The sequence below is a fragment of the Amycolatopsis sp. MEPSY49 genome (assembly GCF_051337345.1).
Taxonomy (GTDB): domain Bacteria; phylum Actinomycetota; class Actinomycetes; order Mycobacteriales; family Pseudonocardiaceae; genus Amycolatopsis.
Window position 1 is genome coordinate 82,733 of sequence record NZ_JBDLYJ010000011.1, and the last position, 23,210, is coordinate 105,942.

Sequence of the window (23,210 nt, forward strand, 5' to 3'; positions counted from 1 at the left end):
CTCAGCCCTCCCAAGTCCAGTCACGGATCTCGGGCATATCCTCGCCGTGGGTACGGATCCACCGGCGGTGCCGGCCCTGGGCTTCGGTCATCCGCTGCCGCAGCACCCCGGCGGTCGCCGAGAGGCCCGGGACGCGGTCGATCACGTCGATCACCAGCTGGAACCGGTCCAGGTGGTTGAGCACCAGCATGTCGAACGGCGTGGTCGTCGTGCCGTGCTCGGTGTAGCCGCGGACGTGCAGGTCGTGGTGCCCGGTGCGGCGGTAGGCCAGCCGGTGGATCAGCCACGGGTAGCCGTGGTAGGCGAAGATCACCGGGCGGTCCGGGGTGAACAGCGCGTCGAACTCCCGGTCCGAAAGACCGTGCGGGTGCTCGGACTCCGGCTGCAGGCGCATCAGATCCACGACGTTCACCACCCGCACCGCCAGCTCCGGCAGCTCCTGCCGAAGGATCTTCGCGGCGGCCATGACCTCCAGCGTGGGCGCGTCTCCCGCGCAGGCGAGGACGACGTCGGGCTCCCGGTCGGGGTGGGTGCTCGCCCACTCCCAGATGCTCACGCCCCGCGCGCAGTGCAGCGCCGCCTGCTCGGCGTCCAGCCAGTTCGGCGTGTCGTTCTTCCCGGCGACCACGACGTTCACGTAATCGCGCGAAAGCAGGCAGTGCGCCGCGACCTCCAGCAGCGTGTTGGTGTCCGGCGGGAAGTACACCCGCACGACCTCGGAGCTCTTGTTCGCCACGTGGTCAACGAACCCGGGGTCCTGGTGGGAGAAGCCGTTGTGGTCCTGCCGCCAGACGTGCGAGGTGAGCAGGTAGTTCAGCGACGCGATCGGGCGCCGCCACGGGATCTGCCGGTGCACCCGCAGCCACTTGATGTGCTGGTTGACCATCGAGTCGACGATGTGCACGAACGCCTCGTAGCACGAGAACAGCCCGTGCCGCCCCGACAGCAGGTACCCCTCGAGCCAGCCCTGGCACAGGTGCTCCGACAGCACCTCCAGCACCCGGCCGTCGCGGGCCAGGTGCTCGTCGACCGGCTCGACGGCGGCCTGCCACTCCTTCCCGGTGACGTCGTAGACCGCGTCGAGCCGGTTGGACGCCGTCTCGTCCGGGCCGAAGAGGCGGAAGTTCGCCCGGTCGGCGTTGAGCGCGAAGACGTCCCGTAGGAACCGGCCGAGCACCCGGGTCGGCTCGGCGGCCGTCGCGCCCGGGGCCGGCACGGCGACGGCGTGGGCCGCGGTGTCCGGCAAGGTCAACGGCCGCAGCAGGACCCCGCCGTTGGCGTTCGGGTTCGCCCCCATCCGCCGCTCCCCCGCCGGGATCATCGCCGTGACGTCGGCGACCGGGCGGCCGGACTCGTCGAACAGCTCCGCGGGGCGGTACGACAGCAGCCATTCCTCCAGCTGCTGCAGATGGTCCGCGTTGTGCCGGACCTCGGCCAGCGGCACCTGGTGCGCGCGCCACGTACCCTCCACCGGCTGACCGTCCACAACGGACGGACCGGTCCAGCCCTTGGGGCTGCGCAGCACGATCATCGGCCAGGCCGGGCGGCCGGTGTGCCGGTGGATGACGGCGAGGTCGGCGATCGCCGAGTCGAGCGCGGCGGCCATGGCCTGGTGCATCGTTTCCGGGTCGCTGCCTTCGACGTAGATCGGGGCGTAGCCGTACCCGCGCAGCAGGGCGTCCAGCTCGGCCGGGGCGATGCGCGAGAGCACCGTCGGGTTGGCGATCTTGTAGCCGTTCAGGTGCAGGATCGGCAGCACCGCGCCGTCGCGGGCGGGGTCGAGGAACTTGTTGGCGTGCCAGGACGTCGCCAGCGGCCCGGTCTCGGCCTCGCCGTCACCGACGACGCAGGCGACGAGCAGGCCGGGGTTGTCGAACGCGGCCCCGAACGCGTGCGCGAGCGAGTAGCCCAGCTCGCCGCCTTCGTGGATCGAACCGGGCACCTGTGGGGCCACGTGGCTGGGAACGCCGCCGGGGAAGGAGAACTGCTTGAACAGCTCGGCCATCCCGGCGGCGTCCCGCGTGACCTCGGGCCACGCCTCGGTGTAGCTGCCTTCGAGCCACGTGTTGGCCAGCAGCGCCGGACCGCCGTGGCCCGGGCCGGTGACCAGCATCGCGTTCAGGTCGTGGGTGAGGATCGCCCGGTTCAGGTGGGCGTAGACGAAGTTCAGGCCGGGCGAAGTCCCCCAGTGCCCCAGTAACCGGGGCTTGACGTGGTCCGGCCGCAGCGGCTCGCGCAGGAGCGGGTTCGCCATCAGGTAGATCTGGCCGGCCGAGAGGTAGTTCGCGGCCCGCCAGAGGGCGTCCACCTGGGCGAGTTCGGTGCTGCCGAGCACCGCCGGCCGGGCTTCGACGGCGGTCATGCCTTCCGCTCCGGGCGGACCACGAGCACCGGGCACTGGGCGTGCTGGACCAGGGCCTGGCTCGTCGAGCCCAGCAGCATGCCGGTGAAGCCGCCACGGCCGCGGCTGCCGACGACGACCAGCTGCGCTTCCGCCGAGATCCCGAGCAGCGCGTGCCGCGGCCGGTCACGCACGAGCACGCGCCGGATCTCGACGTCCGGGTACTTCTCCGGCCAGCCCGCGAGCCGCTCGGTCAGCAACCGGTCTTCGCCCTCTTCGAGGCTTTCCGGCTGGGTCAGGATCCGGGCGGTGCCCCGCGTGTCCTCGTAGACGACGTCGTTCCACGCGTGCACCGCGACCAGCGGAACGCCGCGCATCGAAGCTTCCTCGAACGCGACGCCGATGGCCTGCTCGCTGTTCGGGCTGCCGTCGACGCCGACCGCGACCGGCCCGGCCTCCGGGACGTCCGTCCAGTCCTGGCGCCCGCGGACGACGGCGACCGGGCAGTGCGCGTGGGCGGCGACCGTCGCCGCGGTGCCGCCGACCAGCATTCCGGTGAACCCGCCGGCGCCGGTCCGGCCGACGACGAGCATCCGGGCGTGCCGCGACTCGTCGATCAGCATCGGGACCGGCGGATCGTTGGGCAGGTCCGTGACGATGACCAGGTCCTTGTCGATCGACGCGGCCAGGGCGCGGGCGTCGGCGATGGCCCGCTCGCCGTCCTTCTGGACCGCCTCGAACAGCGTCGCCGCGCCGATGCCGGTCATGCCGCCGCCGTAGTACAGGCCGGCGACCTGGAGGCCGTGCACGATCTTCAGCTGGAGGTGGCGCCGGGAGGCGAGTTCCGCCGCCCACGTGACGGCGGCGGTCGACCCCGCCGACCCGTCGACGCCGACGGTGATCCTCGGATCGTTGGCGGTCATCGTTTCTGCTCCTCACCCGCGTAGGCGGTTTCCGCGGCGACGACGCCGGGCACGGCGAGCGCCAGCAGCTGGGCGACGTGCCGGTCGGTGTCGTCGTCGAACTGGTCGATGATGTGCACGAACCCGTCGTGGACGTCGACGTGCCAGCGGCCGCTGCCGCCGTAGATCTCCAGGCGGTGCTTGACGTCTCGGGCGATTTCGACGTCGTCCCGGGCGAGCACCCGGACGACATCGCCGCGGGTCACGATGCCGACGACGGCCGAGCCGTCGACGATCGGCATCGCCCGGATCCGGGCGTCCACCAGTGCCTGGCACAGGTCGGCGACGTCGGTGCCGGTGCTCATGGCGGTGACGGGACTGGTCATCAGGTCGCCGACCGTCTTGCCGGCGGTGGATCCGGCAGGTTCGTGGACGTAACGGGGATCGGCCGGGATGCGGCCGCGGATCAGGTCGGCCTCGGTGACGATGCCGACCAGCCGGTCGTCGTCGTCGACCACGGGCAGGGCGGTGAAGCCGTGCGCCGCCAGCAGCTCGGCCGCCTCCTTGGCGGACGTCCACGGGTGCACGGTGATCACCGGCGCGGTCATCAGGTCGCGTGCTCGCATCGGGGTTCCTTTCGTGTCACCTCCCAACCTAGGAAGGCCGTTCCCCGAACACCGCCGTCATCGGTCACCGGTCGCAGGGACTTACGTCCCTTTGCCGATCACGTCCACAAAGGACCGAGGTCGATACGGCGCCACGCCGCGGGCAGCTCCTCCGCGCACCGCTCGGCCGTGTCCGCCTCGGCGGCCAGGACCGCGTCGAATCCGCCGTAGCGGGCCTGGAGGACGCGCAGGTGCTCGCGGGCGACGACGGAGTCCTGGAACTCGCCGAGCAGGTCCTGGAAGGCCCGCAGCGCCTTCCCGTCCACTGAGATGACGGCCGCTCCCGCTTCGAGGGCGTACCGCAGCCGCTTGGCGGCCTTGCGGATGTCGTGGACCGCGCGCTTCCGGTCGGGCGCCTCGAGCAGGACGGCGACCCGGCCGTCCACGTCTTCGGCGACCGCGCGAGCCAGCCGGGGCAGTACCTTCCCGGCGGGGCGGCGGGCCGCTTTGGGCCACTCCCGGCGCGGCTGTTCGCTGAGCACCACCTCGAGCACCTCAAGGGCGTTCAGCAGCTGCAGGTACCGGGAGCTGTCCAGCACACGCCGTGCGCGGGCGTTGGCTTCTCCGGTGAGCTGCGCGAAGTACGCGTCCGTCTGCTCCCGGGCCCAGGCCCAGGCCCGGGACCGCGTCCACTGGACTTCGGTGTCCCGGGCGGCCGCGAGCTCCCCGCCCAGCCAACGCAGGGCTCCTCCGAGCCCCTTCAGGAGCTTCCGCCCGCCGAGCACCGGCGCGTAGGCGGTGAATGCCCCGCGCAGACGGCGCGCGGCGACGCGCAGCCGGTGCACCGAATCGGGCATTTCCCGCCGGACGGCCAGGTCCGCGGCGGCCAGCGCGGCGATCTGCGCCCGCACGTACTGCAGGACAACGCCCCGAGCCGAGTGGTCGGGCGGCCGGGACGGCGCCGCGAGCCGGTCACCGAGGCGTGCCCGCAGCTCGGCCGGGCCGCCCCGGAGCCGCGCGACGGGAACCAGCTGGTCGTCGCGGGTGTAGGCGCGCACGAGCCGGGCCAGCGTCGGCGGCACCCCGCGGTCCGAACCGGCCAGCCTGATCGGCCCGTCCGGGGTGTCGAGGCACCACCGACCGTTCTGGATGCCCAGCGTGAGGTGGTTCCGGAGGAGGCGCAGCGAGTCGGTGTCGAAGAACTCCGTCTCGTGCAGGCTCGTCACGGTGGTGCTCATGACGACCCCAACCGGTGGCGAGCCAGCAGCGCCAGCCCGAGCAGCACCACGAGGAGTGCCACGGTCACCACTGGACCGGGGCACGCACCCCGATCACGCCGAACTGGATCGCCAGCCAGCCGGTGAGCACGGCGCAGGCGGCCAGGGCCGCTATCGGCGCCCGGAAGTCGATCCGCCAGGCGAACACCGACGCCACAGCCAACGACCCGCCGACCACGAGCACGAGCGCGAGGCCGGGCAACACCCAGCTGGTCAGCCCCAGCGGCGCCAGCCATTCGACCGGCATCTCGAACCCCGACGCCCCGTCCATCAGCGAAATCCCGCCGTACACCGCGCTCACCGCGAGCAGGCTCTCGAACGTCGCCAGCAGGCGCATCGTGGCACGGATCCGGGCGGTGGTCATGTCCTGCTCCCGGTCGGCTGGGGCCGCACGACTGCCACCGGGCACGGGGAGTGCGCGATCAGCGCCTGGCTCGTCGAGCCGAGCAGCATGCCGGTGAACCCGCCGCGGCCGCGGCAGCCGACCACGATCAGCTGCGCGTCCTCGCCGCGTTCCAGCAGCGTGCGCACCGGCCGGCCGCGGACGACCTCGAGTTCGATCGCCAGCTCCGGGTACTTGCGCTGCCAGCCCGAGACCTGCTCGGCCAGCTTGCCGCGTTCGGCGGCGGCGATCTCGGCCGGGTCTTCCTGCAGCGGGTGCGGGCGCAGCATGCCGTCGGCGAGGACGTCGCTCCACGTGTGCACCGCCACCAGCGCGGTGCCGCGCAACTTCGCTTCTTCGCAAGCGAAGGCGATGGCGGCCTCGCTGTCGGGCGAACCGTCGGACCCGACGACCACTGGGCCGGCGCTCGGGGGCGGATCGTGCGGGGTCCGGCCCCGGACGACGACGATCGGGCAGTGCGTGTGCGCCGCCACCGCGACGGCGGTCGAGCCGACGAGCAGCCCGGTGAACCCGCCCAGTCCGCGTGAGCCGAGCACGATCAGCTCGGCGTGCTGCGACTCCTGGACCAGCGCGGTGACCGGACTCCACTCCCGGGCCGCGGTGCCGACTTCCAGACCGGGGTGCTCGGCGAGCACCGCGGCCTTCGCGCCGGCCAGCCAGCCCTCGGCCCGCTCGGCCAACCCGGCCCGGACCTGCTCGTGGGTGCCGAACGCGACGGGCGCCTTGACTTGCGGCAGCGCGTAGACCTGGACCAGGCGGAGTGGCCGCCCCCGGCGGACGGCTTCCGCGGCCGCCCACACGGCGGCCCGCACCGCCGAACCCGAACCGTCGATCCCGGCGACGACGGCGCCGTCAACGAACCCGGACATCGCCGCCTCCCTCGTGGATGAACCGCTGGACCCGGTCGAACCGGTGGCGGGCGTGATTTTCGGCGGCCTGCTCCTCCTCGGCGGTCACCACGACCGCGTCGGGGCCGGGGAAGACCGTCGACACGTGGTCGTCGGCCGTCCAGCGGACGACGTACGGCGGCGACCCGTCGGCCGAGCGGACCTCGAGGATCCGGCCGCGCTGTTCGGGCGCGTCGACCCACGGTCCCTTGACGACGAGCCAGTCGCCCGGCTGTGCGTGCATGGTCGTTCCTCTCTCAGATGTCCACAGTGGACGGCTCGGGCGCGGTGGGGCTCGGCGGGCGTTGCGAGGCGCGGTGCGCGGCCACGCCGATCAGGACGACGCCGCCGGCCAGCACCACGAGACCGGACACCAGCAGGGCCAGGGCGATCCAGCCGAGTGCGGGTGCCGTCGCGCCCGCTTCGGCGCGCACGGAGATCCCGCGCGAGGCGTCAGCGTTCATCACTACGGCGGTCCATTGCCCGTTCAGCACGGGCCAGGCGACCGCCTGCGTGCCCGCCCCGGACGCGCTCGCGGCCCACACGCGAGCGTCGCCGGGTGGGACGGCCGGGGCGCCGCCGAGGTGCGTACGGTTGCCCGCGGTCGTGTACTCGGTCGCGGCCAGGTAGCGCTCGACGGCGTCCGTGCGGCCGATGCCCACGAAGACCGGGCGGCCGCCGGTGTCCGTCACCCGGATCCGGACATCGCCGATGAAGCTTTCGAGCTTCGGCACGGCCACACCTTCCAGCCGTACCGGATCGGTGGCGAACGCGTACCCGCCCGAGACGAACGTGGTGGACGCGGTGAGGTAGCCGTCCGCGTCACGCTGGGTGCGGTCGGCCCACAGCACGGCCGTGCCGCCGGTGATGAAGCCCATCGAACCGAGCACCAGCACGGCGCCGGTGACCGCGGCGGCGATCCGCCCGGCGGTCCAGCCTGCCGCGTGCGGGTGCGGCGGTTGCGGGTGCGGGGGTTCGTGGCCGGCCTCGGCGCCGCCCATGTCGAGCCGGAACGGCGGGTACTCGTCGGTCATCAGCGACACGTAGGCCGCCACGCGCAGCACCCAGCGGTCCATGCCGAGGACGAAGTCGAAGATCGGCCTCGGGTAGCGGCCGGTGAACAGCAGCACCACGCCCGCGACGACGACAAGCACGCCGACGAGCCCGCCGGCAGCCCAGTTGAAAGTGCCGTCGCTCGTGCGGGACACCAGCCAGGTGCCGCCGCCGACGAACAGGCCGACGACGATGAAGTGCGGGATCGCCAGCAACCACCACTTCACCAGCACCAGGCCGCGGGAAAGCCGCTCGGGGTAGGCGATTTCGAGCCGGGCCGGGTAGTCCGGGACGTCGGCCAGGGTGAACGGCGGGTACCGGTCGGTCCCGAGCGCGGCGTAGGAGTAGTACTGCACCCGCCAGCTCCAGCGCAGCACGCCGGAGGTGAACTCGAACAGGGGCCGCGGGTAGCGGCCGGTCACCAGGATCGCGAAGAACGCCGCGATCGTGACGAACGGGTAGGCGAACCACAGGAACGCCAGCACGATGTAGTGCGGGACGGCCAGGAGCCACTTCACCAGCCAGAGCCCGCGGGACAGCGGTTCGTCCAGCGTCGCCTCGACGCGGACCGGGTAGTCGGTCATGACACGCTCCTTTCCACGTGGGCGAGGCTGGTCCCGATCTCGCGGCCCCAGGCGCGGATCGTGGGCCAGTCCCGGTTGTCGGCGTCGGCGACCCGCAACGCCGCCACCACGGCACGTTCGGGGAAGTTCAGGGTGTGCCGGTCGATCCGGCCGCCGAACAGGCGGTGCCCGCGGGCGTTCAGCCGCCGCACCAGGTCTTCGACGGCGACCGGCTCTTCGGCGGGGCGCTTCTGCTCGCCGACCGGTCCGCTGGAGAAAAGCCAGACCGGCACCCGGCGAAGCTCGTCCGAAAAGGACTCCGCCAGCTTTCTCGCCGGCTCGAGCCAGTGTCCCATGTAGACAGCACTGCCGACGACGACGGCATCGAAGCCCTCGACCGAGTGCACCAGGCCCGCGTCGCGGACCTCCACCAGCGACCACACCCCGGCGTCGGTCAGCGCGGAGCCGAGCGCGGTGGCCACGCTTTCGGCGATTTCCCTGGTGGCCCCGTGCCGGGTGGCCACCGCGACGAGGACCTTCATGTCCGCACCGACGCTTCTTCCCACAGCTCCACGCCGACGACGCCGTAGACGGTCTTCGCCAGCGCCGTCACGACCCGGCGCTCGGCCTCGTCGGTGAAGGTGCCGCGGATGGTCACCATGCCGCCGGTGACGGAGACCGCCCACCGGTCGCGGTGCCCGCAGTAGTCGGTGAGCAGCGCGTTGAGGTGCGAGGCGACCGAGTCGTCCTGGCGCACCAGCGGGCTGAGCATGTCGCGGCGGCTGACGATGCCGGCGAGGACGCCGTCGTCGTCGACCACCGGGATGCTGCGGCGCCGATCGCCCAGCATGCGCCGGGCGATCTCGGTGATGTCGGTGTCCAGGCCCACGGTCTCGGCGGGGGTCGTCATCATCGCGGCCACCAGCACGTCCGGTGCCGCACCGGTGATGCCGCTGCGGAGAGCGTCGGCTTCGGTGAACACGCCGAGGACCGCGTCGTCCTCGCCGACGACCGGCAACGCCGCGACACAGTGCTCGGTGAGCAGCACGATGGCTTCGCGGACCGGTGTCGCGGGGCCGACCCGCACCACCGGCCTCGTCATGATGTCGCGTGCCTTCACTTCGGCTCCTTTCAGTGCACGACGGCGACCGGGCAGGCCGCGTGCGCGAGCAGGGTGTTGCCGGTCGAGCCGAGGATCCCGCCGGCGACCGGACCGCGGCCCCGGGTGCCGATGACGATCAACCGGGCGTCCGGGGCGGCGTGCCGCAGCGCGCGGGCCGGGACCCGCTCTGGCACGACCTGCGTGCGAACCTCGAGGTCGGGGTACTTGCCCCGCCAGCAGGCGACCCGGGCCGCCAGTTCGACGTCGTCGCCCCCGGCGTGCACGACCAGCACCGGTGCCCGCGTCGCGGCCGCCTCCTCGAAGGCGAACCGCAGCGCATGCTCGCTCGACGCGGTCCCGTCGATCCCGGCGACGACGGGTCCGGTGCGGGCCGGCTGGTGCCCGGGCACCACGACGACAGGGCACGGCGCTTCGGCGGCCACGCGCAGGGCGACCGAGCCGATCAGCGCGCCGCGCAGGCCGCCGAGGCCGTGGGAACCGAGGACGAGCAGTGCCGCGTCCGCGGCCTCCTCGAGCAGCAGATCGGCGGCGAGCCCGAGCCGGACGGCCGTCTCGATCCGCACGCCGGGCGCCCAGTCGCGGGCGACCTCGGCGGCGCGGTGCAGCCAGCGGTAGATGTGTTCCAGCAGGAGCTCGTCGTGCTCGTGGGCGGCAGTGTCCTCGAAGACGCAGGCGTGCAGCAGGCGCAGGGTGGTGTCGCGCCGCCCTGCTTCCCGCGCCGCCCAGCGGACGGCGGCCAACGACGGTGCCGAGGCGTCCACCCCGGCGAGCACCGGCCGGTTTGCGGTCATGAGTTCCTCCTGCGGTCCGGGAGGTTCAGCATGGGTGGGGCGGGTACTCGCCGGTCAGGGCCCGAAGTCCCTTTCACCGGGGACCAAATCCGCCTGTCCGCGCGGCCGTCGTCGCCAACGCTGGAACGATGACTGCACCCGATCTGTTCATCGACCACTTCCTGCCGCACCCGCACTTCGAGCTGGTGCGCACGACGATCGTGGACGCGCCGGTGAAGGAGACCTACGCCGCGGCGCGCGAACTCGACTTCACCGACGTCCGTGGCGGCGTCGTCACATCCATCTCCGGGTGGCTGCGCGCGCTGCCCGAACGCTGGCACAACCGGCGCCACGGCCCACCCCGCCGCCCCACGCGCCTGACGGCCGACGACCTCGACGCCGGCTCCGAGTGGACCCTGCTCGGCGACCGGCCGGGCGCCGAGTTCGCGCTCGGCGTCGCGGGCAAGTTCTGGAAGCCGGTGATCGCCTGGCGCCGGGTGGAGGCCGACGACTTCACGACGTTCGACGAGCCCGGCTTCGGCAAGCTCGTGATGGCCGTGTCGGTCGCGCCCTACGGCGCGCACCGCACGGTGCTGACCGTGCACACCCGGGTTCGGATGAACGACCCGCAGAGCTGGCTGAAGTTCCGCCGCTACTGGCGGATCACCCGGCCGGCCATCGGATCCGTGCACACCGCCCTCGTCCGCACGGTGGCCGCGAAAGCCCGGGAACGGGCCCTCGCGGCCTACGCGCGCACCGATCAGCTCTGACGTTCGCCCGCCGGCTGCCGCGGATCGTCCGCGGTGGCCGGGGGGAGGTCCTGTTCGTTCTCCTTGACCGCGTGGCGTTCGACCACGTGCAGGTACCGGCCGACCTTCGGGCCGTGCCGCCCGCGCTCGGCGACGTCGCGGCGTGCCTCGGCTTCGATCGCCGCCTTTTCCTTGTCGTCCATGGTTTCTCCTCCTGTTCAGTGCGGCGGCAGGGTCGCCGCGTGGTCGGGCACGTAGGTCTGCAGCCGCCGGTCGGGCCGGAAGTAGCCGGTCGGCTCCGGCCGCGGCGGCAGCGACACCGCCTGGCGGGGCACCTCGAAGTACGGGACGCTCGAAAGCAGGTGCGCGATCATGTTCAGCCGCCCGCGCCGCTTCTCCTCGCTTTCCACGACGTGCCAGGGCGATTCGGTGGTGTCGGTGTGCACGAACATGTCGTCCTTCGCTCGCGAGTAGTCCTCCCAGTGCGTCACGGACTGCAGGTCGATGGTCGAGAGCTTCCAGCGGCGCATCGGGTCGCCGATGCGGGCGCGGAACCGGCGTTCCTGCTCGTCGAGGCTGACCGAGAACCAGTACTTGCGGAGCAGGATGCCGTCGTCGACGAGCAGGCGCTCGAAGATCGGGCACTGCTGCAGGAACCGCCGGTGCTCCTCGGGGGTGCAGAACCCCATCACCCGCTCGACGCCGGCGCGGTTGTACCAGCTGCGGTCGAACAGCACGATCTCGCCCGCGGCGGGCAGGTGCTCGATGTAGCGCTGGAAGTACCACTGCGTGCGTTCGCGTTCGGTCGGACTCGGCAGCGCCGCGATCCGCACCACGCGGGGGTTGAGGTGCTCGGTGACGCGCTTGATGGTGCTGCCCTTGCCTGCGGCGTCCCGGCCTTCGAACACCACCACCAGGCGCGCCCCCTCGGCCCGGACCCATTCCTGGAGCTTCACCAGCTCGGCCTGCAGGCGCAGCAGTTCACGCTCGTAGACCGCGCGCGGGAGCTTCCTGGTTCCGGGCATGCCCCGACGCTACGAAGCCGGCGGTCGTCCGTGCTGCGGCCGGACGTCGGCAGAGCCGGGGTCTTTGGTCCCTCATACCGGGGCGGTGCGACACAATGAAGCCATGCCAGCAGCCTCCGCAGTCCCGCCCGGACCGCACCGGTGAACGCCCTGTCGGCCGTCTTGAGCCCGCTGAGCGCGGTGATCGGCGTGATCATCGGCGGGTATATCACCTTCCGCTCCCAGTCCCGGCAGAAGAACGTCGAATTCGAAATCGCGGTGTACCACCGCAAGCAGGACGCCTGCATCGCGCTCCTGCAGGCGGTCCGCCGCTACCGCCGATACGCGATGTACAACGACGTACCGGTGCGCGAAGTACCCGGGAACGAGACCACGAAGGGAAGCTGGGCGATCGAGGGCAGCGAGCCGTACATCCAGGCGTACGACGAGGCGATCTCGCAACTGGCGATCGTCATGACGTCACAGGAAGTGGTCGAAGCAGCCCGCGACGCCCACTGGAAGCTGCTGAAACTCCTGCGGTCACGAGCCCGGGACGGATTCGGCCAGATTCCGACCGAGATCGTTCACGCCTGCCGGGCCGCCGAGACGGAGTTCGCAGAGATCTCCCGGCAGGCGCTCCAAGAGGAAAGCCCGATGCGCAGGAAAGGCGTTCGTCGCCACTGAGTTCACCGCCAGCTGCACACGTCAACCTGTGCTGTTGTGCTTCGAGCCGACCTTCCTCACTAGGACGGGAGTGTGAAGTACGCTTCCTCTTCCTGCGCGAAGTGCAGCGTGAGCACGGCATCCAGCCCGTATAGGGTCGCACGCAGATCGTCGACCTGGTCCGACTGGATGCGCTCCGGCTCCTCCACCAGGTGACGTTCCAGTCGGCGGGCCAGCCGGCCGATCTCGGCGTGCTCGCGGCTCATCGTCACCGTGCCCTCGGGGCCGCCGAGCGCCGCCGACAGGGCCGGGTACAGCTCGGTCTCCTCGGCCCGCTCATGCGGCAGCAGCTGGTCGGCGAGCAGCCGCGCCGCCGTGCGGAGCGCCGCGTCCGCGGCCGGCGTCGCTCCCTCGGCGAGGGCGTCGGCCGCCTGCCGGACCGCGGCCCGCGCCGGGAGCAGTTTCTCGTGCTCGGACTCGAATCGCCGGACCATCGCCGCCGGGGCCGGTCCGCGGACCTTGCGGTCGCCGAGGGCGCGCAGCGCGTTCAGGATCACCACCACGTCGATGGCCTCCTGGACCAGCGCCCCGGCGACCGGCACCAGGACGCCGCCGGCCGCGGCGAGCATCGCGACCAGCGACAGCAGCGTCCCGGCCACCGCGCTCTGCACGGCGAGCCGGTGCGACCGGCGGGCGATCTCCGCCGCGTCGGCGAGCCGGTCGAGGCGGTCGTCCAGGATCACCGCGTCGGCGGCCTGCGCGGCCGCCGTCGCACCTCGTGAACCGAGTGCGACGCCCACGTCGGCCGCGGCCAGCGCGGGCGCGTCGTTGACGCCGTCGCCGGTCATCACTGTCACGCCCCGGGCGCGGGCGGCCTCCACCTCGCGGAGCTTCTCCGCCGGTGTCACTTCGGCGTGGACGTCGTCCAGGCCCAGCATCGCGGCGACCTCGCGCGCGTTGTCCACGCGGTCACCGGTGAGCAGCCGGACCTCGCCGATCCCCGCCGCCCGCAGCCGGCGCATCGTCCGGGCGGCGTCCGGCCGGATCGGGTCCTTCGCGAGCAACGCCGCGACAGGCTCGCCGTCGAACTCCACCCACAGCACCGACGCGAGATCCAGCCGACCTCGGCGGGCGGCACCGCGCGCCCACGCCGGCAACTCGGCCCCGGCCCGCCGTCCGACGTGCACCCGGTGCCCGCCGACCCGGCCGCGCACGCCCGAGCCGACCTCCTCGGTGACGTCCTCGGCGGCCGCCGGGGCGGCGCCGGCCGAGGCCGCCGCGCGCACCACCGCTGCCGCGAGCACGTGTGGTGAGTACTGCTCCACCCCCGCCGCGCGGGCGAGGACCTCGGTGACGTCGTGCCCCGGCGCGCACACGACGTCGGTGATCTCGGGACGGCCCTTGGTCACCGTCCCGGTCTTGTCCATCACCAGGATCGCGGCTCGACCGAGCGCTTCGAGCGCGGCGCCGTCCTTGACCACCACGCCGGCTTTCGAGGACCGGGACATGCCCCCGGTCACCGCGATCGGGACGGCCAGCAGCAGCGGGCACGGCGTCGCGGTCACCAACACCGCGACCGCACGGTCCGCCTCCCCGGTCAGCAGCCAGGCCAGCGCGGCGATCAGCAGGGAGGCGGGCAGGAACCAGACGGCGACCCGGTCGGCGATCCGGGCGACGCCCGCGGTGCGGGCCGCGGCCTGCTCGGCGAGCCGCACGACACCGGCGTAAGCGCTGTCGGCCGCGGCCGCGCTCGCCCGGACGTCGACGGCCGCACCGGCGTTGACCACTCCACTGTGGACGGTGTCGTCCGCGGGCCGCTGCACCGGGAGCGGCTCGCCGGTCAGCGCGGACTCGTCGAAGGTGCCGCCGTCGGGAAGCACGCCGTCGACCGGCACGACCTCACCCGGCAGCACCACGATGAGGTCGCCGGGCCGGACGGTGCCGACCGGGACGGTCTCGTGGCCGGTCGCGGTACGCAGGTGCGCCACCCGCGGCGCCCGGTCGAGCAACGCCGTCAGGTTCCGGCTCGCCCGCCGTTGCGCGCCGGCTTCGAGGACGCGCCCGGTGGCGACCATCGCCGCGACGATCGCGCCCGCGAGGTACTCGCCCACCGCGAGCGTGGCGACCAGGGCCAGCACCGCGAGCAGGTCGGCGCCCCAGCGCCGGGCACGCAGATCGGCGGCGACCCACACGACGGCCGGGACGAGGGTGATCAGATCGGCCACGGCCCAGACAACGTCGGCGGCGACCGGCGCGCCCGTCCACCGGGTGATCCCACCGGCCGCGGCGAGCAGGAGAACCACGGCCAGCAGGCCGCCCTCGCGCAGCCGCGTCCGGTCGGCCGGAGTCTCGTCCACGGTTTCCTCCTGCCGTCGGCCGGAGCACCCAGCCTCGGTCGCGGGAGCAGCACCGGAAAGGGCCGAAAGGCCTCGACCCGGTCCCCGCCGCGAAGCCCTTGGACCCTGTGGCCGGCGATCCGCCGCGGCAAGCATGAAGACACCAGATCCGAGGAGGACCGGTGGACCCCACGATGCCCGACGCCTACACCGTGCGAGCGGCCGTCGCGCTCGCGGTGCGTGCCCCTTCGTTGCACAATTCCCAGCCGTGGCTCTGGCGGTTCGACGGCCGCGCGGTCGAGCTGCGCGCCGACCCGGGCCGCCGGCTGCGCCACACCGATCCCGACGGTCGCGACCTGCTCATCAGCTGCGGGTGCGCGCTGCACCACTTCACCGTCGCCGCGGCGGCGATGGGCTGGGCCGCGCAGATCCACCGGCTGCCCGAGCCCGGCGTCCTCGCCCGGATCGACCTGGTGCCCCACGAGACGCTCGACCACGACATAGCCTTGGCCGCGGCCATCCCCCAGCGGCGCTCGGACCGCCGCCGGTTCGCCGAGCGGCCGTTCTCGGTGCGGGACGAGGTGCTGCTGCAAAAGAGCGCCGCCGATCAGGGCGCGGCCCTGTACGTGGTGAAGGCGGCACCGCACCGGACGGTGTTGACCGCCGCGGCCGCGGAAGCCGCCGGGCTGCACCGGGCCGACCAGGACTACGAAATCGAGCTGGCCGCGTGGAGCGGCCGCGGCCACGCGCCGGACGGAGTGCCCGCCCGGAACGCGGTCCTGGCCATCGCACCCCGCCGCGAGCTGCGGATCCGCGAGTTCGCGGGCGCGCGGATTCCCGACACGGCGGGCCCCGACGGCGCGGTCCTCACCGTCCTCGCCACCACGGGCGACACCCCGCTCGACCGTCTCCGCGCCGGTGAAGCCGCCAGCGCGGTGCTGCTCACCGCGACCCGGCTGAACCTGGCGTCCTGTGTGTACACCGAACCGTTCGAGTTGACGAGCACCCGCGGCCTGGTCCGCGACTGCGTCCTCAATGGACGGCTCGAGCCACAGCTGGTGGTGCGCGTCGGCTACGCGCCGAAGGACTCGGCGGCCCTTCCGGCGACGCCGCGCCGTCCGATCGGCGAAGTCCTGCAGCCGCTCCCCCACCCGTACGGCGTGGGCCTGCCGATCCCGGAACAGCTGCGCGGCCGCTGACCGTGCGGCCGTACTGGGACCAGCCTCCCATGGCGAATGGCCCTCCCGGTTCGGGAGGGCCATTCGCATCGCGGCTCAAGCCACGTCGTTCCAGACGTAGTCGAGCCGGTTCCGGACCTCCACCACGCCGGGCAGCTCGCTGATCGACCGCGTCACCGGTTCGATGTCGCTGCGCCGCTCCACGCGGCCCACCACCGTCACGATCCCGGCCCGCACCTCGACCCGGACCCGGCCCGGACCCCAGCTCAGCTGCCGGATCCGGTCGCACACCTCGCGTTCGAGGTCCGCGTCCCCGCGGGTGAACACCCGGACCAGGTCGCGGCGGGACAGCACGCCCGCCGGTTTTCCGTTGCGCAGCACGAACAACCGGCGGACACCGGTGCGCGCGAACTTCGCCGCCGCGATGGCCAGCGAGTCGGCCGCGTCGATCGTGACGACCGGGCTGGTCATCAGGTCCTTCGCGGTGCACGCCGTCGCCTTGCGGGCGAGCCGGCGGTCGCGACGACGCGGTTTCGGGTCGTCCAACAGGTGCGGGAGCAGGTCCGCTTCCGAGACGACCCCGACGAGCGCGCCCGTCTTGTCGACCACGCCGACCGCGCTGATGCCGTTGCCGGTCAGCAGTTCGGCGATGTCCTTGAACGGTGTCTGCGGGGAGACGGTGATCGGATCGGCGGTCATCACCGCGGAAACCGTGGTCATGGCAGGTACTCCTTCGTCGTTCAGGCGTTCTCGGTGCGGATGACCATCACGGGGCAGGCCGCGTGGTGCAGCAGGGCCTGGCTCGTCGAGCCGAGGACCAGCCCGGTGAAGCCGCCACGGCCACGGCTGCCGACGACCAGCAGCTGCGCGCCGCGGCTCGCGGAGAGCAAGCGGTGGCGCGGCTTGTCGTGCTCGACGCGGCGTTCGACCGTCACGTCCGGGTACTTCTCCTGCCACCCGGCCAGCCGCTGCGCGAGCAGCCGCTGGCCCGAGTCACGCAGGGACTCGCCCTGGAACGCGACATTGCCGTCGCTGAACAGGCCGGCGGTGTCGCCGTCGTGCCACGTGTAAACGGCCACGAGCGGCGCGTTGCGGAGAGAGGCCTCCTCGAACGCCCACGCGATCGCCGCTTCGCTCAGCGGGCTGCCGTCGGCGCCCACGACCACCGGCCCGTCGACGCTCTCGCTGCCGCGCACCACGACCACCGGGCAGTGGGCCTTGGCGGCGAGGTCGACGTCGGGGGACCCGCTGAACAGCCCCGCGATCGGGCCGACGGGCTCACCGGTGACGAGCAGCCGGGCCCGCTCCGACACCGCCAGCAGGGCCGGCACCGGCCCGCGGTCACTGGCCTCGGTGCCGACCTCGAGCCCCGGGACGGCGGCTTCGAGGGTCGCCCGCGTCCGGCGCAGCAACTGGTCGGCTTCGGCTTCCTTGACCGCCAGCCAGTCCGACGGCGGGTACACCTTGCCGCCGAACGCCGTGTCTTCGTAGCCGTAGGCGGTGAAGACGAGCAGCGAAGCGTGCCGCCGGGCCGCTTCCCCGGCCGCCCACAGCGCGGCCGCGGCGGCGGATTCCGAGCCGTCCACGGCCACCACGATCGGCGCGTTTCCGGTTGCGCTCATGACGTTTCCTTCCGGGGTCGCAGTTCGTGATCCCGACGGTAGGGCGCGCGCGGACGCGGTCGCTGCGGTCGTTCGTCCCCGCGGCCGGTGACCTTCGGCCGCTCCTGCCCGCCCGGTCGGGAGCGGATCGTGAGCGGGAGGAGGTACTCCCGATGGCACAAGAATGGCGAGACGCCGTGGCGGGCGTCCCGGTGCTGTTCACGATCGCGCTCTACATCGACTACCTGGTCGACGGCACGGCGATGTGGGTGCACGACGTCCGCGCGATGGCGCTCACCGCCCTGCTGCTGGGCTTGGCCGCCTTCGTCCTGGGTGCCTGGTCGCGGACCGGCGCGGCGAAGTGGTTCAGCGTGCCGCTCGGCGCGGGAGCACTGGCCGCCGCGGTCCTGGCCCTCGTCACCGGCGACGGCGGCCCGCTCGCCGTGCTGGTCGTCCTGGTCGCCCTCTGGTGGGTGGTGTCGACCGTCCGGCACCTGCGGACCCCGGCCGGGCGGCCGTGACCGTCCGGCTGCTGCCGGGCTCAGCCGGCCCGGAGCACCGCCGCGCCGTTCACGCGGTCGGCGGCCAGGTCCGCCAGCGCTCGGTCCGCGTCGGCCAGCCCGTAGGGCACCGTGCTGACACTCAGGCGGTGCGTCCCGGCGAAGTCCAGGAACTCCCGCGCGTCGGCCCGCGTGTTCGCCGTGACACTGCGCACCTGCCGCTCCTGGAACAGGTGCTGCTGGTAGTTCAACGGGGGTACGTCGGACAGGTGGATGCCCGCGATGGCCAGTGTGCCGCCGCGGTCCAACGCCGCCAGCGCGGGCGGCACCAGCTCGCCCACGGGCGCGAACAGGATCGCCGAGTCCAGTGGCTCCGGCGGTGGGTCGGCGGCTTCCCCGGCTGAAGCCGCCCCCAGCTCCAGCGCCAGCTTGCGCGCGTCGGCGCTGCGGGTCAAGACGTGCACGGTGGCGCCGCGGGCGATCGCCACCTGAGCGGTCAGGTGCGCGCTGCCGCCGAAGCCGTAGATGCCGAGCCGGCCGTTCTCGGGCACCTCCGCCCGGGCGAGGGCGTGGTAACCGATCAGGCCGGCGCACAGCAACGGAGCCAGCTCGTCATCGGTGTAGCCGCCGGGCAACGGCAACGCGTAGGCAGCCGGGACGACCGCGTACTCCGCGTAGCCGCCGTCGGCGTCCCAGCCGGTGTAGCGCGATTCAGGACAAAGGTTCTCCCGGCCGCGCAGGCAGTACCGGCACGTGCCGCACGTCTCGCGCAACCACGCGATCCCCACCCGGTCACCGGCCGCGAAGCCCGTGACGTCCGACCCGAGCGCCACGACCTCGCCGACGACCTCGTGCCCGGGCGTCACCCCCGGCCGGTGCACCGGCAGGTCTCCCTCCGCGACGTGCAGGTCCGTCCGGCACACCCCGCACACGAGCACCCGCACCAGCAGCTCACCGGCGGCCGGCCGCGGCACCGGCACCCGGGACCATTCGAACGGACCGGAAGCCATCGGCCCGGGTCTGGTCACACGCCAAGCGGCCATGGTCGTCGGCAGGTTCATCCGTCCTCCTCGATCGGGCACGGCCAGGATGCGCCGCCGGCCGCCGCGGTGCGACCTGCCGTGGTCCCCCAAGCCGGGGACGTTAGGCCCTTCTTCCCCGCCATGGGAAGCGGCGAAGGTGGACCGGAACGGATCACCCCGCGACCTCAGGAGCATCAGCCATGTCCCGAACGGCCCGGTCCGGTCCGCCGCCCACGCCGAAACCGGAGCCGGAACCGCCGCACCGCTCCCGCGGCGGTGGCTGGCTGCTCGCGGCGTTCGCTCTGCTCGTTCTCGGTGCGCTGGTCGTACCGGCCTTTTGGACGCCTGCCGCACCGTCGATGACCTACACCGAGTTCCTGTCCGAAGTGGACGCCGGGCACGTCGAGTCGGTCACGGTCGACGACCAGGGCGCCGTGGACGGGGTTCGGCGCGGCGGCGCGGCGTTCACCAGTCGCATCCCCACGGCGCTCGCCCCGGGACAGCTGGAGTCGAAGCTACGGGAGAAGAACGTCGCGATCACCGCCACCAAGGCCAGTGGTTCGCTGCTGTCGGGCCTGCTCGGCTACCTCCCGTTCTTCCTCCTGCTCGGGTTCCTCGTCTGGGCCGGGATGCGAGCGCAGAAGTCCGCTGGTGGCGGCCTCGGCCTGACCGGGTTCGGCCGCGTCAAGGCCAAGATCATCGAAGCGCAGCGCCCGACCACCCGGTTCGCCGACATCGCCGGCTACGAAGGGGTCAAGCAGGAGATCGGCGAGATCATCGACTTCCTCCGCGACCCGGCGCGCTACGCCGCGGCCGGCGCCAAAGGCCCGCGCGGCGTCATCATGGTCGGCCCACCCGGCACCGGGAAGACCCTCTTCGCCCGCGCGGTCGCCGGGGAGGCGAGCGTGCCGTTCCTGTCGATCACCGGCTCGGCGTTCGTCGAAATGTTCGTCGGGGTCGGCGCGTCCCGGGTGCGGGACCTGTTCGAAGAGGCCCGGACGCGGGCGCCGTCGATCATCTTCATCGACGAGATCGACGCCGTCGGCGGCCGGCGCGGCAAAAGCGTGTCGTCGCGGCGCATCAGGGCGGCGACGATCTCGCGCATCGGCACGGCCAGGTGCCGTAGGCGGCCGAGGCTCCGGCGCAGCCGCAGGGACCGGCGCTGCAGCTCCGTGGGGTCGACGTGGTCGGCGAACACGACGTCTTCGAGGGCCTCGACCTGCTCGTCCAGGGCCTGGACGGCGTCGAGGTGCCCGTCGACGACGTAGTCGAGCAGGCCGTGCAGCAGGAACGCCGCGCCGCTCTTGGCCAGCTGGGGTGTGGTGTCCCAGCGCGCCACGAGCGCGTCGACGTCGGTGGTGTTGTTGCGGTGCACGGTGATCAGCACGCGGTCGGTGACGAACGCGTTCAGCTCCGAAGCGGCCAGGACGCCGTCGGTCACGCGCACCGTGTACGCGGCGAGGAACGAGTGGCGGTCGTAGCGGACGAACTTGGGGCGCTGGTGGTCCTCGTCGAGGACGGACGCCACGGCCAGCGGGTGCAGCCCGAGCTCGGTGGCGAGCGCGGCGAGGTCCTGTGCGGTGGGAGCGTCCAAGTCCAGCCACAGCGTCACCGACGGGTCGGCGAGGTGGCGGGCGGCTTCGGTGGCGGGGAAGTTCTCCCGCTCGAGGACACCGCTGCGGTACAACCGGCTGCGCGGCATCGGCTCAGCGGTCGTGGGCGGCGGCCAGGCTGGCGCGGCACGCGCGGACCAGCTGGCGGGTGGCCCGCGTGGCCGGGGTGTCGCCGCAGGACGGGCAGCGGACCGAGACGTCGCCGGCCAGCTGGTCGATCGCGACGTTCAGCGCGCATTCGCAGGCGCGGCACCAGCGGGTACCGGTGATGACGACGACGTGCAGCGGGGAGGCGACGCAGTCGTGCAGCCAGCGGCGGTGGGTGCGGCAGGTGACGCGCTCCAGCGGGTCCAGACCGTCCTCTTCGGACGCGTCTTCCGCGGTCAGCGTGCGGGCCAGGTGCCGGTCGGTGACGTCGGCGTAGCGGACATCGATGAAGTCGGCGGGCCGCAGGGCGAGCCGGTCGTGGCGGTTGCGGCGGGAGGACGTCGGCTCGGCGGTGGCCGCCGGGGCGAATCCGGGGTTGGTGTCCATGGTGTGCCTCACTTTCGTCGGAGTCCAGAGTCCGCTCGGTGAGGCCGGGGGAGGAGGGCCGGACCGCCCCCGTTCCCGGGGCCCACAGGCCCCGGTTCCGGTGGGGCGAAAGCCCGTCCGCGCGGGGACTTCCGTCAGGCGACGGTGCGCACCAGGTACACCGGGCACGCGGCGTTGTGCAGCAGTGCCTGGCCGGTCGAGCCCAGCAGCAGCCCGGGGAAGCCGCCGCGGCCGCGGTCGCCGAGCACGACGAGCTGGGCGGTGGCGCTGCGCTCGATCAGCTCGCGGCGCGGGTGGCCGCGGACGACGACCCGCTCGAGGGTGACGCCGCCGGCGTCGTGTGCGCCGGTGAGGTCGCCCAACAGCCGCTCGCCGGCGTCGGTGGCGGCCTGCCGATCCAGGTGCGGTTCGGCCTCGGGGCGCGGTTCATCCGCCGACGCGTGCACCACGACCAGGTGCGTCTTGCGCACCTTCGCCTCGGCCACGGCCGCCGCGAGGATGCGGGCACTGGGTTCGCTGCCGTCGATCCCGGCGACGATCGGCCGGTCCGCCGCGTCGGGGTCGTCCCAGGAGTCGCCGCGGACCACCACCACGTCGCAGGCGGCGTGCGCGCCGACGGCCGAGGCGACCGATCCGGCGAGGAGGCCGGTGAGCCTTCCACGGCCACCCGAGCCGACCACGACCAGCGCCGCCGTCCGCGACGCCTCGATGAGGGCCGGCGCGGCCCGGTCGGGATCCAGGCGGGTGGTCACCGCCGGCGCGCCCTGCGCTTCGGCGATCTCCTGCGCCGCCCGCAGGTAGCGCTGCCCGTGCGCGCGGAGGGTGTCCTTCATCTCCTCCGGCGGTGGGACGACCCCGCCGGCGAGCAGCGCCGGGAAGTCTAGGGCGTGCACGATCTCCAAGGGGACATCGCGCAGCCGGGCGGCGCGGCCGGCCCAGCGGACGGCGTCGAGCGCTTCGCCCGACCCGTCGATTCCGGTGATGATCGGTGGTTGTGTCGTGTTCATCGGCGGCTCCCGGTGCGGCTGTCGTCCGTCGACCGTAGGGCGACGACGTGCCCGTCCGCTGCGGCCGGAAGTCCTCCCGCGAGGGGACTTCCGGCGGCCTCTTCCCGCAGCACGGCGAGTACGACGGTCCCATCGACCGTCTCGCGCTCCTGCAACCGCTCGGCGAGCGCGTCGAGGGCGGTCCGGTGCCGGTGCAGCAGGTCGGCGGCCCGGTCCTGCGCCGCGCGCACCAGCCTGGCGATCTCCTCGTCGACCGCTCGCTGGGTTTCTTCCGAGTACGGCCGGCCGAGCAGCTCCGGCTGCCCCTCGGCCGCGCTGTAGCCGATCGGTCCCAGCTCCGGCGACATCCCGAACTCCGTCACCATCTTCGCCGCCAGCGCCGTCGCGCCGGCGAGGTCGTTCGCCGCCCCGGTCGAGGTTTCCCCGAACACCACCAGCTCGGCCGCGCGGCCGCCGAGGCGGACCGCGAGCAGGTCCGTGAGGTGGCTTTCGCGGTAGAGGTGCCGTTCGGCCTCCGGCAGCTGCTCGGTCGCGCCCAGCGCCATGCCGGCCGGCAGGATCGTCACCTTCGCCACCGGGTCGGCGTGCTCGCACAGCGCCGCCACCAGCGCGTGCCCGGACTCGTGCACCGCCACCGAGTGCCGTTCCTCGGGCAGCAGCGCGTTCGAGCTGTCGCGCCGGCCCAGCAGCACCCGGTCGCGTGCGGCCGACAGGTCGGCCGCGGTCAGGACCGTGCGGTCGTCCCGGACGGCGTTGATCGCCGCCTCGTTGACCAGGTTCGCGAGGTCGGCGCCGGAGAAGCCCGGCGTGCCGCGAGCGACGATGCTCAGGTCGACGTCCGGGGCGAGGTGCTTGCCATCGATGTGCGTGGCCAGGATGGCCGCGCGCTCGGCCTGGTTCGGCAGCGGCACGGTCACCTGCCGGTCGAACCGGCCGGGCCGCAGCAGCGCCGCGTCGAGGGTCTCCGGCCGGTTGGTGGCCGCGAGCACGACGACGCCGCCGCTCTGGTCGAACCCGTCCATCTCGGCCAGCAGCTGGTTGAGCGTCTGCTCCCGTTCGTCGTGCCCCCCGAGGCCGCC

24 protein-coding genes and 3 pseudogenes are annotated in these 23,210 nt (G+C 73.1%); 5 read left to right on the top strand and 22 right to left on the bottom strand.

Annotation, left to right across the window (positions count from 1 at the left end; genetic code table 11):
• Position 1: 1 nt before the first annotated feature.
• The 11 genes from ABFJ78_RS37185 to ABFJ78_RS37235 all read right to left on the bottom strand — a co-directional run bounded on the left by ABFJ78_RS37185 (position 2) and on the right by ABFJ78_RS37235 (position 9,945).
• Positions 2-2,362 carry a phosphoketolase family protein gene (locus ABFJ78_RS37185; protein WP_436392127.1) on the bottom strand — a complete coding sequence of 787 codons (2,361 nt, stop codon included), beginning with the start codon at positions 2,360-2,362 and terminating at the stop codon, positions 2-4.
• On the bottom strand, positions 2,359-3,264 hold the full coding sequence (locus ABFJ78_RS37190) for a universal stress protein (protein WP_436392128.1): 906 nt from the start codon (positions 3,262-3,264) through the stop codon (positions 2,359-2,361). The genes ABFJ78_RS37185 and ABFJ78_RS37190 overlap by 4 nt, the downstream gene beginning before the upstream one ends.
• Positions 3,261-3,869: a CBS domain-containing protein gene (locus ABFJ78_RS37195; RefSeq protein ID WP_436392129.1), complete on the bottom strand. Its 609-nt coding sequence runs from the start codon at positions 3,867-3,869 to the stop codon at positions 3,261-3,263. The genes ABFJ78_RS37190 and ABFJ78_RS37195 overlap by 4 nt, the downstream gene beginning before the upstream one ends.
• Before the next feature lie 98 nt (positions 3,870-3,967).
• Positions 3,968-5,086, bottom strand: coding sequence for a CHAD domain-containing protein (locus ABFJ78_RS37200; RefSeq protein ID WP_436392130.1), 1,119 nt, complete (start codon positions 5,084-5,086; stop codon positions 3,968-3,970).
• 64 nt (positions 5,087-5,150) lie between these two features.
• Entirely contained in the window at positions 5,151-5,489 is a 339-nt protein-coding gene (locus tag ABFJ78_RS37205) for a hypothetical protein (protein ID WP_436392131.1), read from the bottom strand.
• A complete protein-coding gene (locus ABFJ78_RS37210; protein ID WP_436392132.1) occupies positions 5,486-6,397 on the bottom strand; it encodes a universal stress protein in 912 nt (303 codons plus the stop codon). Before ABFJ78_RS37210 ends, ABFJ78_RS37205 begins: the two co-directional genes overlap by 4 nt.
• Complete coding sequence (locus ABFJ78_RS37215) at positions 6,381-6,659, bottom strand: DUF1918 domain-containing protein (protein ID WP_436392133.1); 279 nt, start codon at positions 6,657-6,659, stop codon at positions 6,381-6,383. Before ABFJ78_RS37215 ends, ABFJ78_RS37210 begins: the two co-directional genes overlap by 17 nt.
• A 13-nt stretch (positions 6,660-6,672) precedes the next feature.
• Complete coding sequence (locus tag ABFJ78_RS37220) at positions 6,673-8,052, bottom strand: DUF4389 domain-containing protein (RefSeq protein ID WP_436392134.1); 1,380 nt, start codon at positions 8,050-8,052, stop codon at positions 6,673-6,675.
• The gene (locus tag ABFJ78_RS37225; RefSeq protein ID WP_436392135.1) at positions 8,049-8,573 is read right to left on the bottom strand and encodes a flavodoxin domain-containing protein; all 525 of its coding nucleotides are present in this window, start codon (positions 8,571-8,573) and stop codon (positions 8,049-8,051) included. The genes ABFJ78_RS37220 and ABFJ78_RS37225 overlap by 4 nt, the downstream gene beginning before the upstream one ends.
• Positions 8,570-9,151, bottom strand: a complete 582-nt coding sequence (locus tag ABFJ78_RS37230; protein ID WP_436392136.1) for a CBS domain-containing protein — start codon at positions 9,149-9,151, stop codon at positions 8,570-8,572. The genes ABFJ78_RS37225 and ABFJ78_RS37230 overlap by 4 nt, the downstream gene beginning before the upstream one ends.
• Before the next feature lie 11 nt (positions 9,152-9,162).
• Positions 9,163-9,945 (bottom strand): universal stress protein, encoded by a 783-nt coding sequence (locus ABFJ78_RS37235; RefSeq protein WP_436392137.1) that lies wholly within the window; start codon positions 9,943-9,945, stop codon positions 9,163-9,165.
• Between the two features lie 128 nt (positions 9,946-10,073).
• Between ABFJ78_RS37235 and ABFJ78_RS37240 the strand changes: the two genes are divergently transcribed.
• A complete protein-coding gene (locus ABFJ78_RS37240) occupies positions 10,074-10,694 on the top strand; it encodes a hypothetical protein (protein ID WP_436392138.1) in 621 nt (206 codons plus the stop codon).
• Here ABFJ78_RS37240 and ABFJ78_RS37245 read toward each other — a convergent pair.
• Together ABFJ78_RS37245 and ppk2 are read right to left on the bottom strand one after the other, a co-directional pair.
• On the bottom strand, positions 10,685-10,876 hold the full coding sequence (locus ABFJ78_RS37245) for a hypothetical protein (RefSeq protein ID WP_436392139.1): 192 nt from the start codon (positions 10,874-10,876) through the stop codon (positions 10,685-10,687). The two genes, ABFJ78_RS37240 and ABFJ78_RS37245, sit on opposite strands and share 10 nt — an antisense overlap.
• Positions 10,877-10,891: 15 nt before the next feature.
• Entirely contained in the window at positions 10,892-11,698 is an 807-nt protein-coding gene (ppk2, locus tag ABFJ78_RS37250) for a polyphosphate kinase 2 (RefSeq protein ID WP_436392140.1), read from the bottom strand.
• A gap of 141 nt (positions 11,699-11,839) precedes the next feature.
• Here ppk2 and ABFJ78_RS37255 point away from each other — a divergent pair, with 141 nt between their 5' ends.
• Entirely contained in the window at positions 11,840-12,361 is a 522-nt protein-coding gene (locus ABFJ78_RS37255) for a hypothetical protein (protein WP_436392141.1), read from the top strand.
• 59 nt (positions 12,362-12,420) lie between these two features.
• Here ABFJ78_RS37255 and ABFJ78_RS37260 read toward each other — a convergent pair whose 3' ends face one another.
• Positions 12,421-14,697, bottom strand: coding sequence for a heavy metal translocating P-type ATPase (locus tag ABFJ78_RS37260; protein WP_436392142.1), 2,277 nt, complete (start codon positions 14,695-14,697; stop codon positions 12,421-12,423).
• 161 nt (positions 14,698-14,858) lie between these two features.
• Here ABFJ78_RS37260 and ABFJ78_RS37265 point away from each other — a divergent pair, with 161 nt between their 5' ends.
• On the top strand, positions 14,859-15,875 hold the full coding sequence (locus ABFJ78_RS37265) for an Acg family FMN-binding oxidoreductase (protein ID WP_436392143.1): 1,017 nt from the start codon (positions 14,859-14,861) through the stop codon (positions 15,873-15,875).
• 75 nt (positions 15,876-15,950) lie between these two features.
• On the opposite strand, the gene ABFJ78_RS37270 is transcribed toward ABFJ78_RS37265, so the two are convergent.
• Together ABFJ78_RS37270 and ABFJ78_RS37275 are read right to left on the bottom strand one after the other, a co-directional pair.
• Entirely contained in the window at positions 15,951-16,574 is a 624-nt protein-coding gene (locus ABFJ78_RS37270) for a CBS domain-containing protein (RefSeq protein ID WP_436392144.1), read from the bottom strand.
• 20 nt (positions 16,575-16,594) lie between these two features.
• Positions 16,595-17,476 carry a universal stress protein gene (locus tag ABFJ78_RS37275; protein WP_436392145.1) on the bottom strand — a complete coding sequence of 294 codons (882 nt, stop codon included), beginning with the start codon at positions 17,474-17,476 and terminating at the stop codon, positions 16,595-16,597.
• Positions 17,477-17,628: 152 nt separating this feature from the next.
• On the opposite strand from ABFJ78_RS37275, the gene ABFJ78_RS37280 reads away from it, so the two are divergent.
• A complete protein-coding gene (locus tag ABFJ78_RS37280) occupies positions 17,629-17,976 on the top strand; it encodes a hypothetical protein (protein WP_436392146.1) in 348 nt (115 codons plus the stop codon).
• 20 nt (positions 17,977-17,996) lie between these two features.
• Here the strand turns inward: ABFJ78_RS37280 and ABFJ78_RS37285 are convergent, their stop codons facing one another.
• Entirely contained in the window at positions 17,997-18,998 is a 1,002-nt protein-coding gene (locus ABFJ78_RS37285; RefSeq protein WP_436392326.1) for a zinc-binding alcohol dehydrogenase family protein, read from the bottom strand.
• 179 nt (positions 18,999-19,177) lie between these two features.
• Here ABFJ78_RS37285 and ABFJ78_RS37290 point away from each other — a divergent pair.
• Positions 19,178-20,002: pseudogene (locus ABFJ78_RS37290) on the top strand (ATP-dependent metallopeptidase FtsH/Yme1/Tma family protein); the annotation flags it as partial.
• A 101-nt stretch (positions 20,003-20,103) separates the two neighbouring features.
• On the opposite strand, the pseudogene ABFJ78_RS37295 reads toward ABFJ78_RS37290, so the two are convergent.
• The 5 genes and pseudogenes from ABFJ78_RS37295 to ABFJ78_RS37315 form a co-directional block, all read right to left on the bottom strand.
• Positions 20,104-20,679: pseudogene (locus ABFJ78_RS37295) on the bottom strand (CorA family divalent cation transporter); the annotation flags it as partial.
• 4 nt (positions 20,680-20,683) lie between these two features.
• Positions 20,684-21,124 carry a hypothetical protein gene (locus tag ABFJ78_RS37300; protein WP_436392147.1) on the bottom strand — a complete coding sequence of 147 codons (441 nt, stop codon included), beginning with the start codon at positions 21,122-21,124 and terminating at the stop codon, positions 20,684-20,686.
• Between the two features lie 134 nt (positions 21,125-21,258).
• Complete coding sequence (locus ABFJ78_RS37305; protein ID WP_436392148.1) at positions 21,259-22,131, bottom strand: universal stress protein; 873 nt, start codon at positions 22,129-22,131, stop codon at positions 21,259-21,261.
• Entirely contained in the window at positions 22,128-23,048 is a 921-nt protein-coding gene (locus ABFJ78_RS37310) for a peptidase M41 (protein WP_436392327.1), read from the bottom strand. The genes ABFJ78_RS37305 and ABFJ78_RS37310 overlap by 4 nt, the downstream gene beginning before the upstream one ends.
• Positions 23,046-23,186, bottom strand: a pseudogene (locus tag ABFJ78_RS37315) (AAA family ATPase); the annotation flags it as partial. The pseudogene ABFJ78_RS37315 and the gene ABFJ78_RS37310, both read right to left, overlap by 3 nt.
• Positions 23,187-23,210: the final 24 nt, after the last annotated feature.

What these genes read in the sequence shown, in the direction of transcription:
- ABFJ78_RS37280 (WP_436392146.1), top strand. Translation starts at nt 17,629, where the DNA reads ATGGCACAAGAATGGCGAGACGCCGTGGCGGGCGTCCCGGTGCTGTTC.
- ABFJ78_RS37270 (WP_436392144.1), bottom strand. Translation starts at nt 16,574, where the DNA reads ATGACCACGGTTTCCGCGGTGATGACCGCCGATCCGATCACCGTCTCC.
- ABFJ78_RS37185 (WP_436392127.1), bottom strand. Translation starts at nt 2,362, where the DNA reads ATGACCGCCGTCGAAGCCCGGCCGGCGGTGCTCGGCAGCACCGAACTC.
- ABFJ78_RS37300 (WP_436392147.1), bottom strand. Translation starts at nt 21,124, where the DNA reads ATGGACACCAACCCCGGATTCGCCCCGGCGGCCACCGCCGAGCCGACG.
- ABFJ78_RS37195 (WP_436392129.1), bottom strand. Translation starts at nt 3,869, where the DNA reads ATGCGAGCACGCGACCTGATGACCGCGCCGGTGATCACCGTGCACCCG.
- ABFJ78_RS37275 (WP_436392145.1), bottom strand. Translation starts at nt 17,476, where the DNA reads ATGAGCGCAACCGGAAACGCGCCGATCGTGGTGGCCGTGGACGGCTCG.
- ABFJ78_RS37220 (WP_436392134.1), bottom strand. Translation starts at nt 8,052, where the DNA reads ATGACCGACTACCCGGTCCGCGTCGAGGCGACGCTGGACGAACCGCTG.
- ABFJ78_RS37225 (WP_436392135.1), bottom strand. Translation starts at nt 8,573, where the DNA reads ATGAAGGTCCTCGTCGCGGTGGCCACCCGGCACGGGGCCACCAGGGAA.
- ABFJ78_RS37285 (WP_436392326.1), bottom strand. Translation starts at nt 18,998, where the DNA reads ATGGCCGCTTGGCGTGTGACCAGACCCGGGCCGATGGCTTCCGGTCCG.
- ABFJ78_RS37210 (WP_436392132.1), bottom strand. Translation starts at nt 6,397, where the DNA reads ATGTCCGGGTTCGTTGACGGCGCCGTCGTCGCCGGGATCGACGGTTCG.
- ABFJ78_RS37215 (WP_436392133.1), bottom strand. Translation starts at nt 6,659, where the DNA reads ATGCACGCACAGCCGGGCGACTGGCTCGTCGTCAAGGGACCGTGGGTC.
- ABFJ78_RS37200 (WP_436392130.1), bottom strand. Translation starts at nt 5,086, where the DNA reads ATGAGCACCACCGTGACGAGCCTGCACGAGACGGAGTTCTTCGACACC.
- ABFJ78_RS37245 (WP_436392139.1), bottom strand. Translation starts at nt 10,876, where the DNA reads ATGGACGACAAGGAAAAGGCGGCGATCGAAGCCGAGGCACGCCGCGAC.
- ABFJ78_RS37305 (WP_436392148.1), bottom strand. Translation starts at nt 22,131, where the DNA reads ATGAACACGACACAACCACCGATCATCACCGGAATCGACGGGTCGGGC.
- ABFJ78_RS37235 (WP_436392137.1), bottom strand. Translation starts at nt 9,945, where the DNA reads ATGACCGCAAACCGGCCGGTGCTCGCCGGGGTGGACGCCTCGGCACCG.
- ABFJ78_RS37190 (WP_436392128.1), bottom strand. Translation starts at nt 3,264, where the DNA reads ATGACCGCCAACGATCCGAGGATCACCGTCGGCGTCGACGGGTCGGCG.
- ABFJ78_RS37205 (WP_436392131.1), bottom strand. Translation starts at nt 5,489, where the DNA reads ATGACCACCGCCCGGATCCGTGCCACGATGCGCCTGCTGGCGACGTTC.
- ppk2 (WP_436392140.1), bottom strand. Translation starts at nt 11,698, where the DNA reads ATGCCCGGAACCAGGAAGCTCCCGCGCGCGGTCTACGAGCGTGAACTG.
- ABFJ78_RS37240 (WP_436392138.1), top strand. Translation starts at nt 10,074, where the DNA reads ATGACTGCACCCGATCTGTTCATCGACCACTTCCTGCCGCACCCGCAC.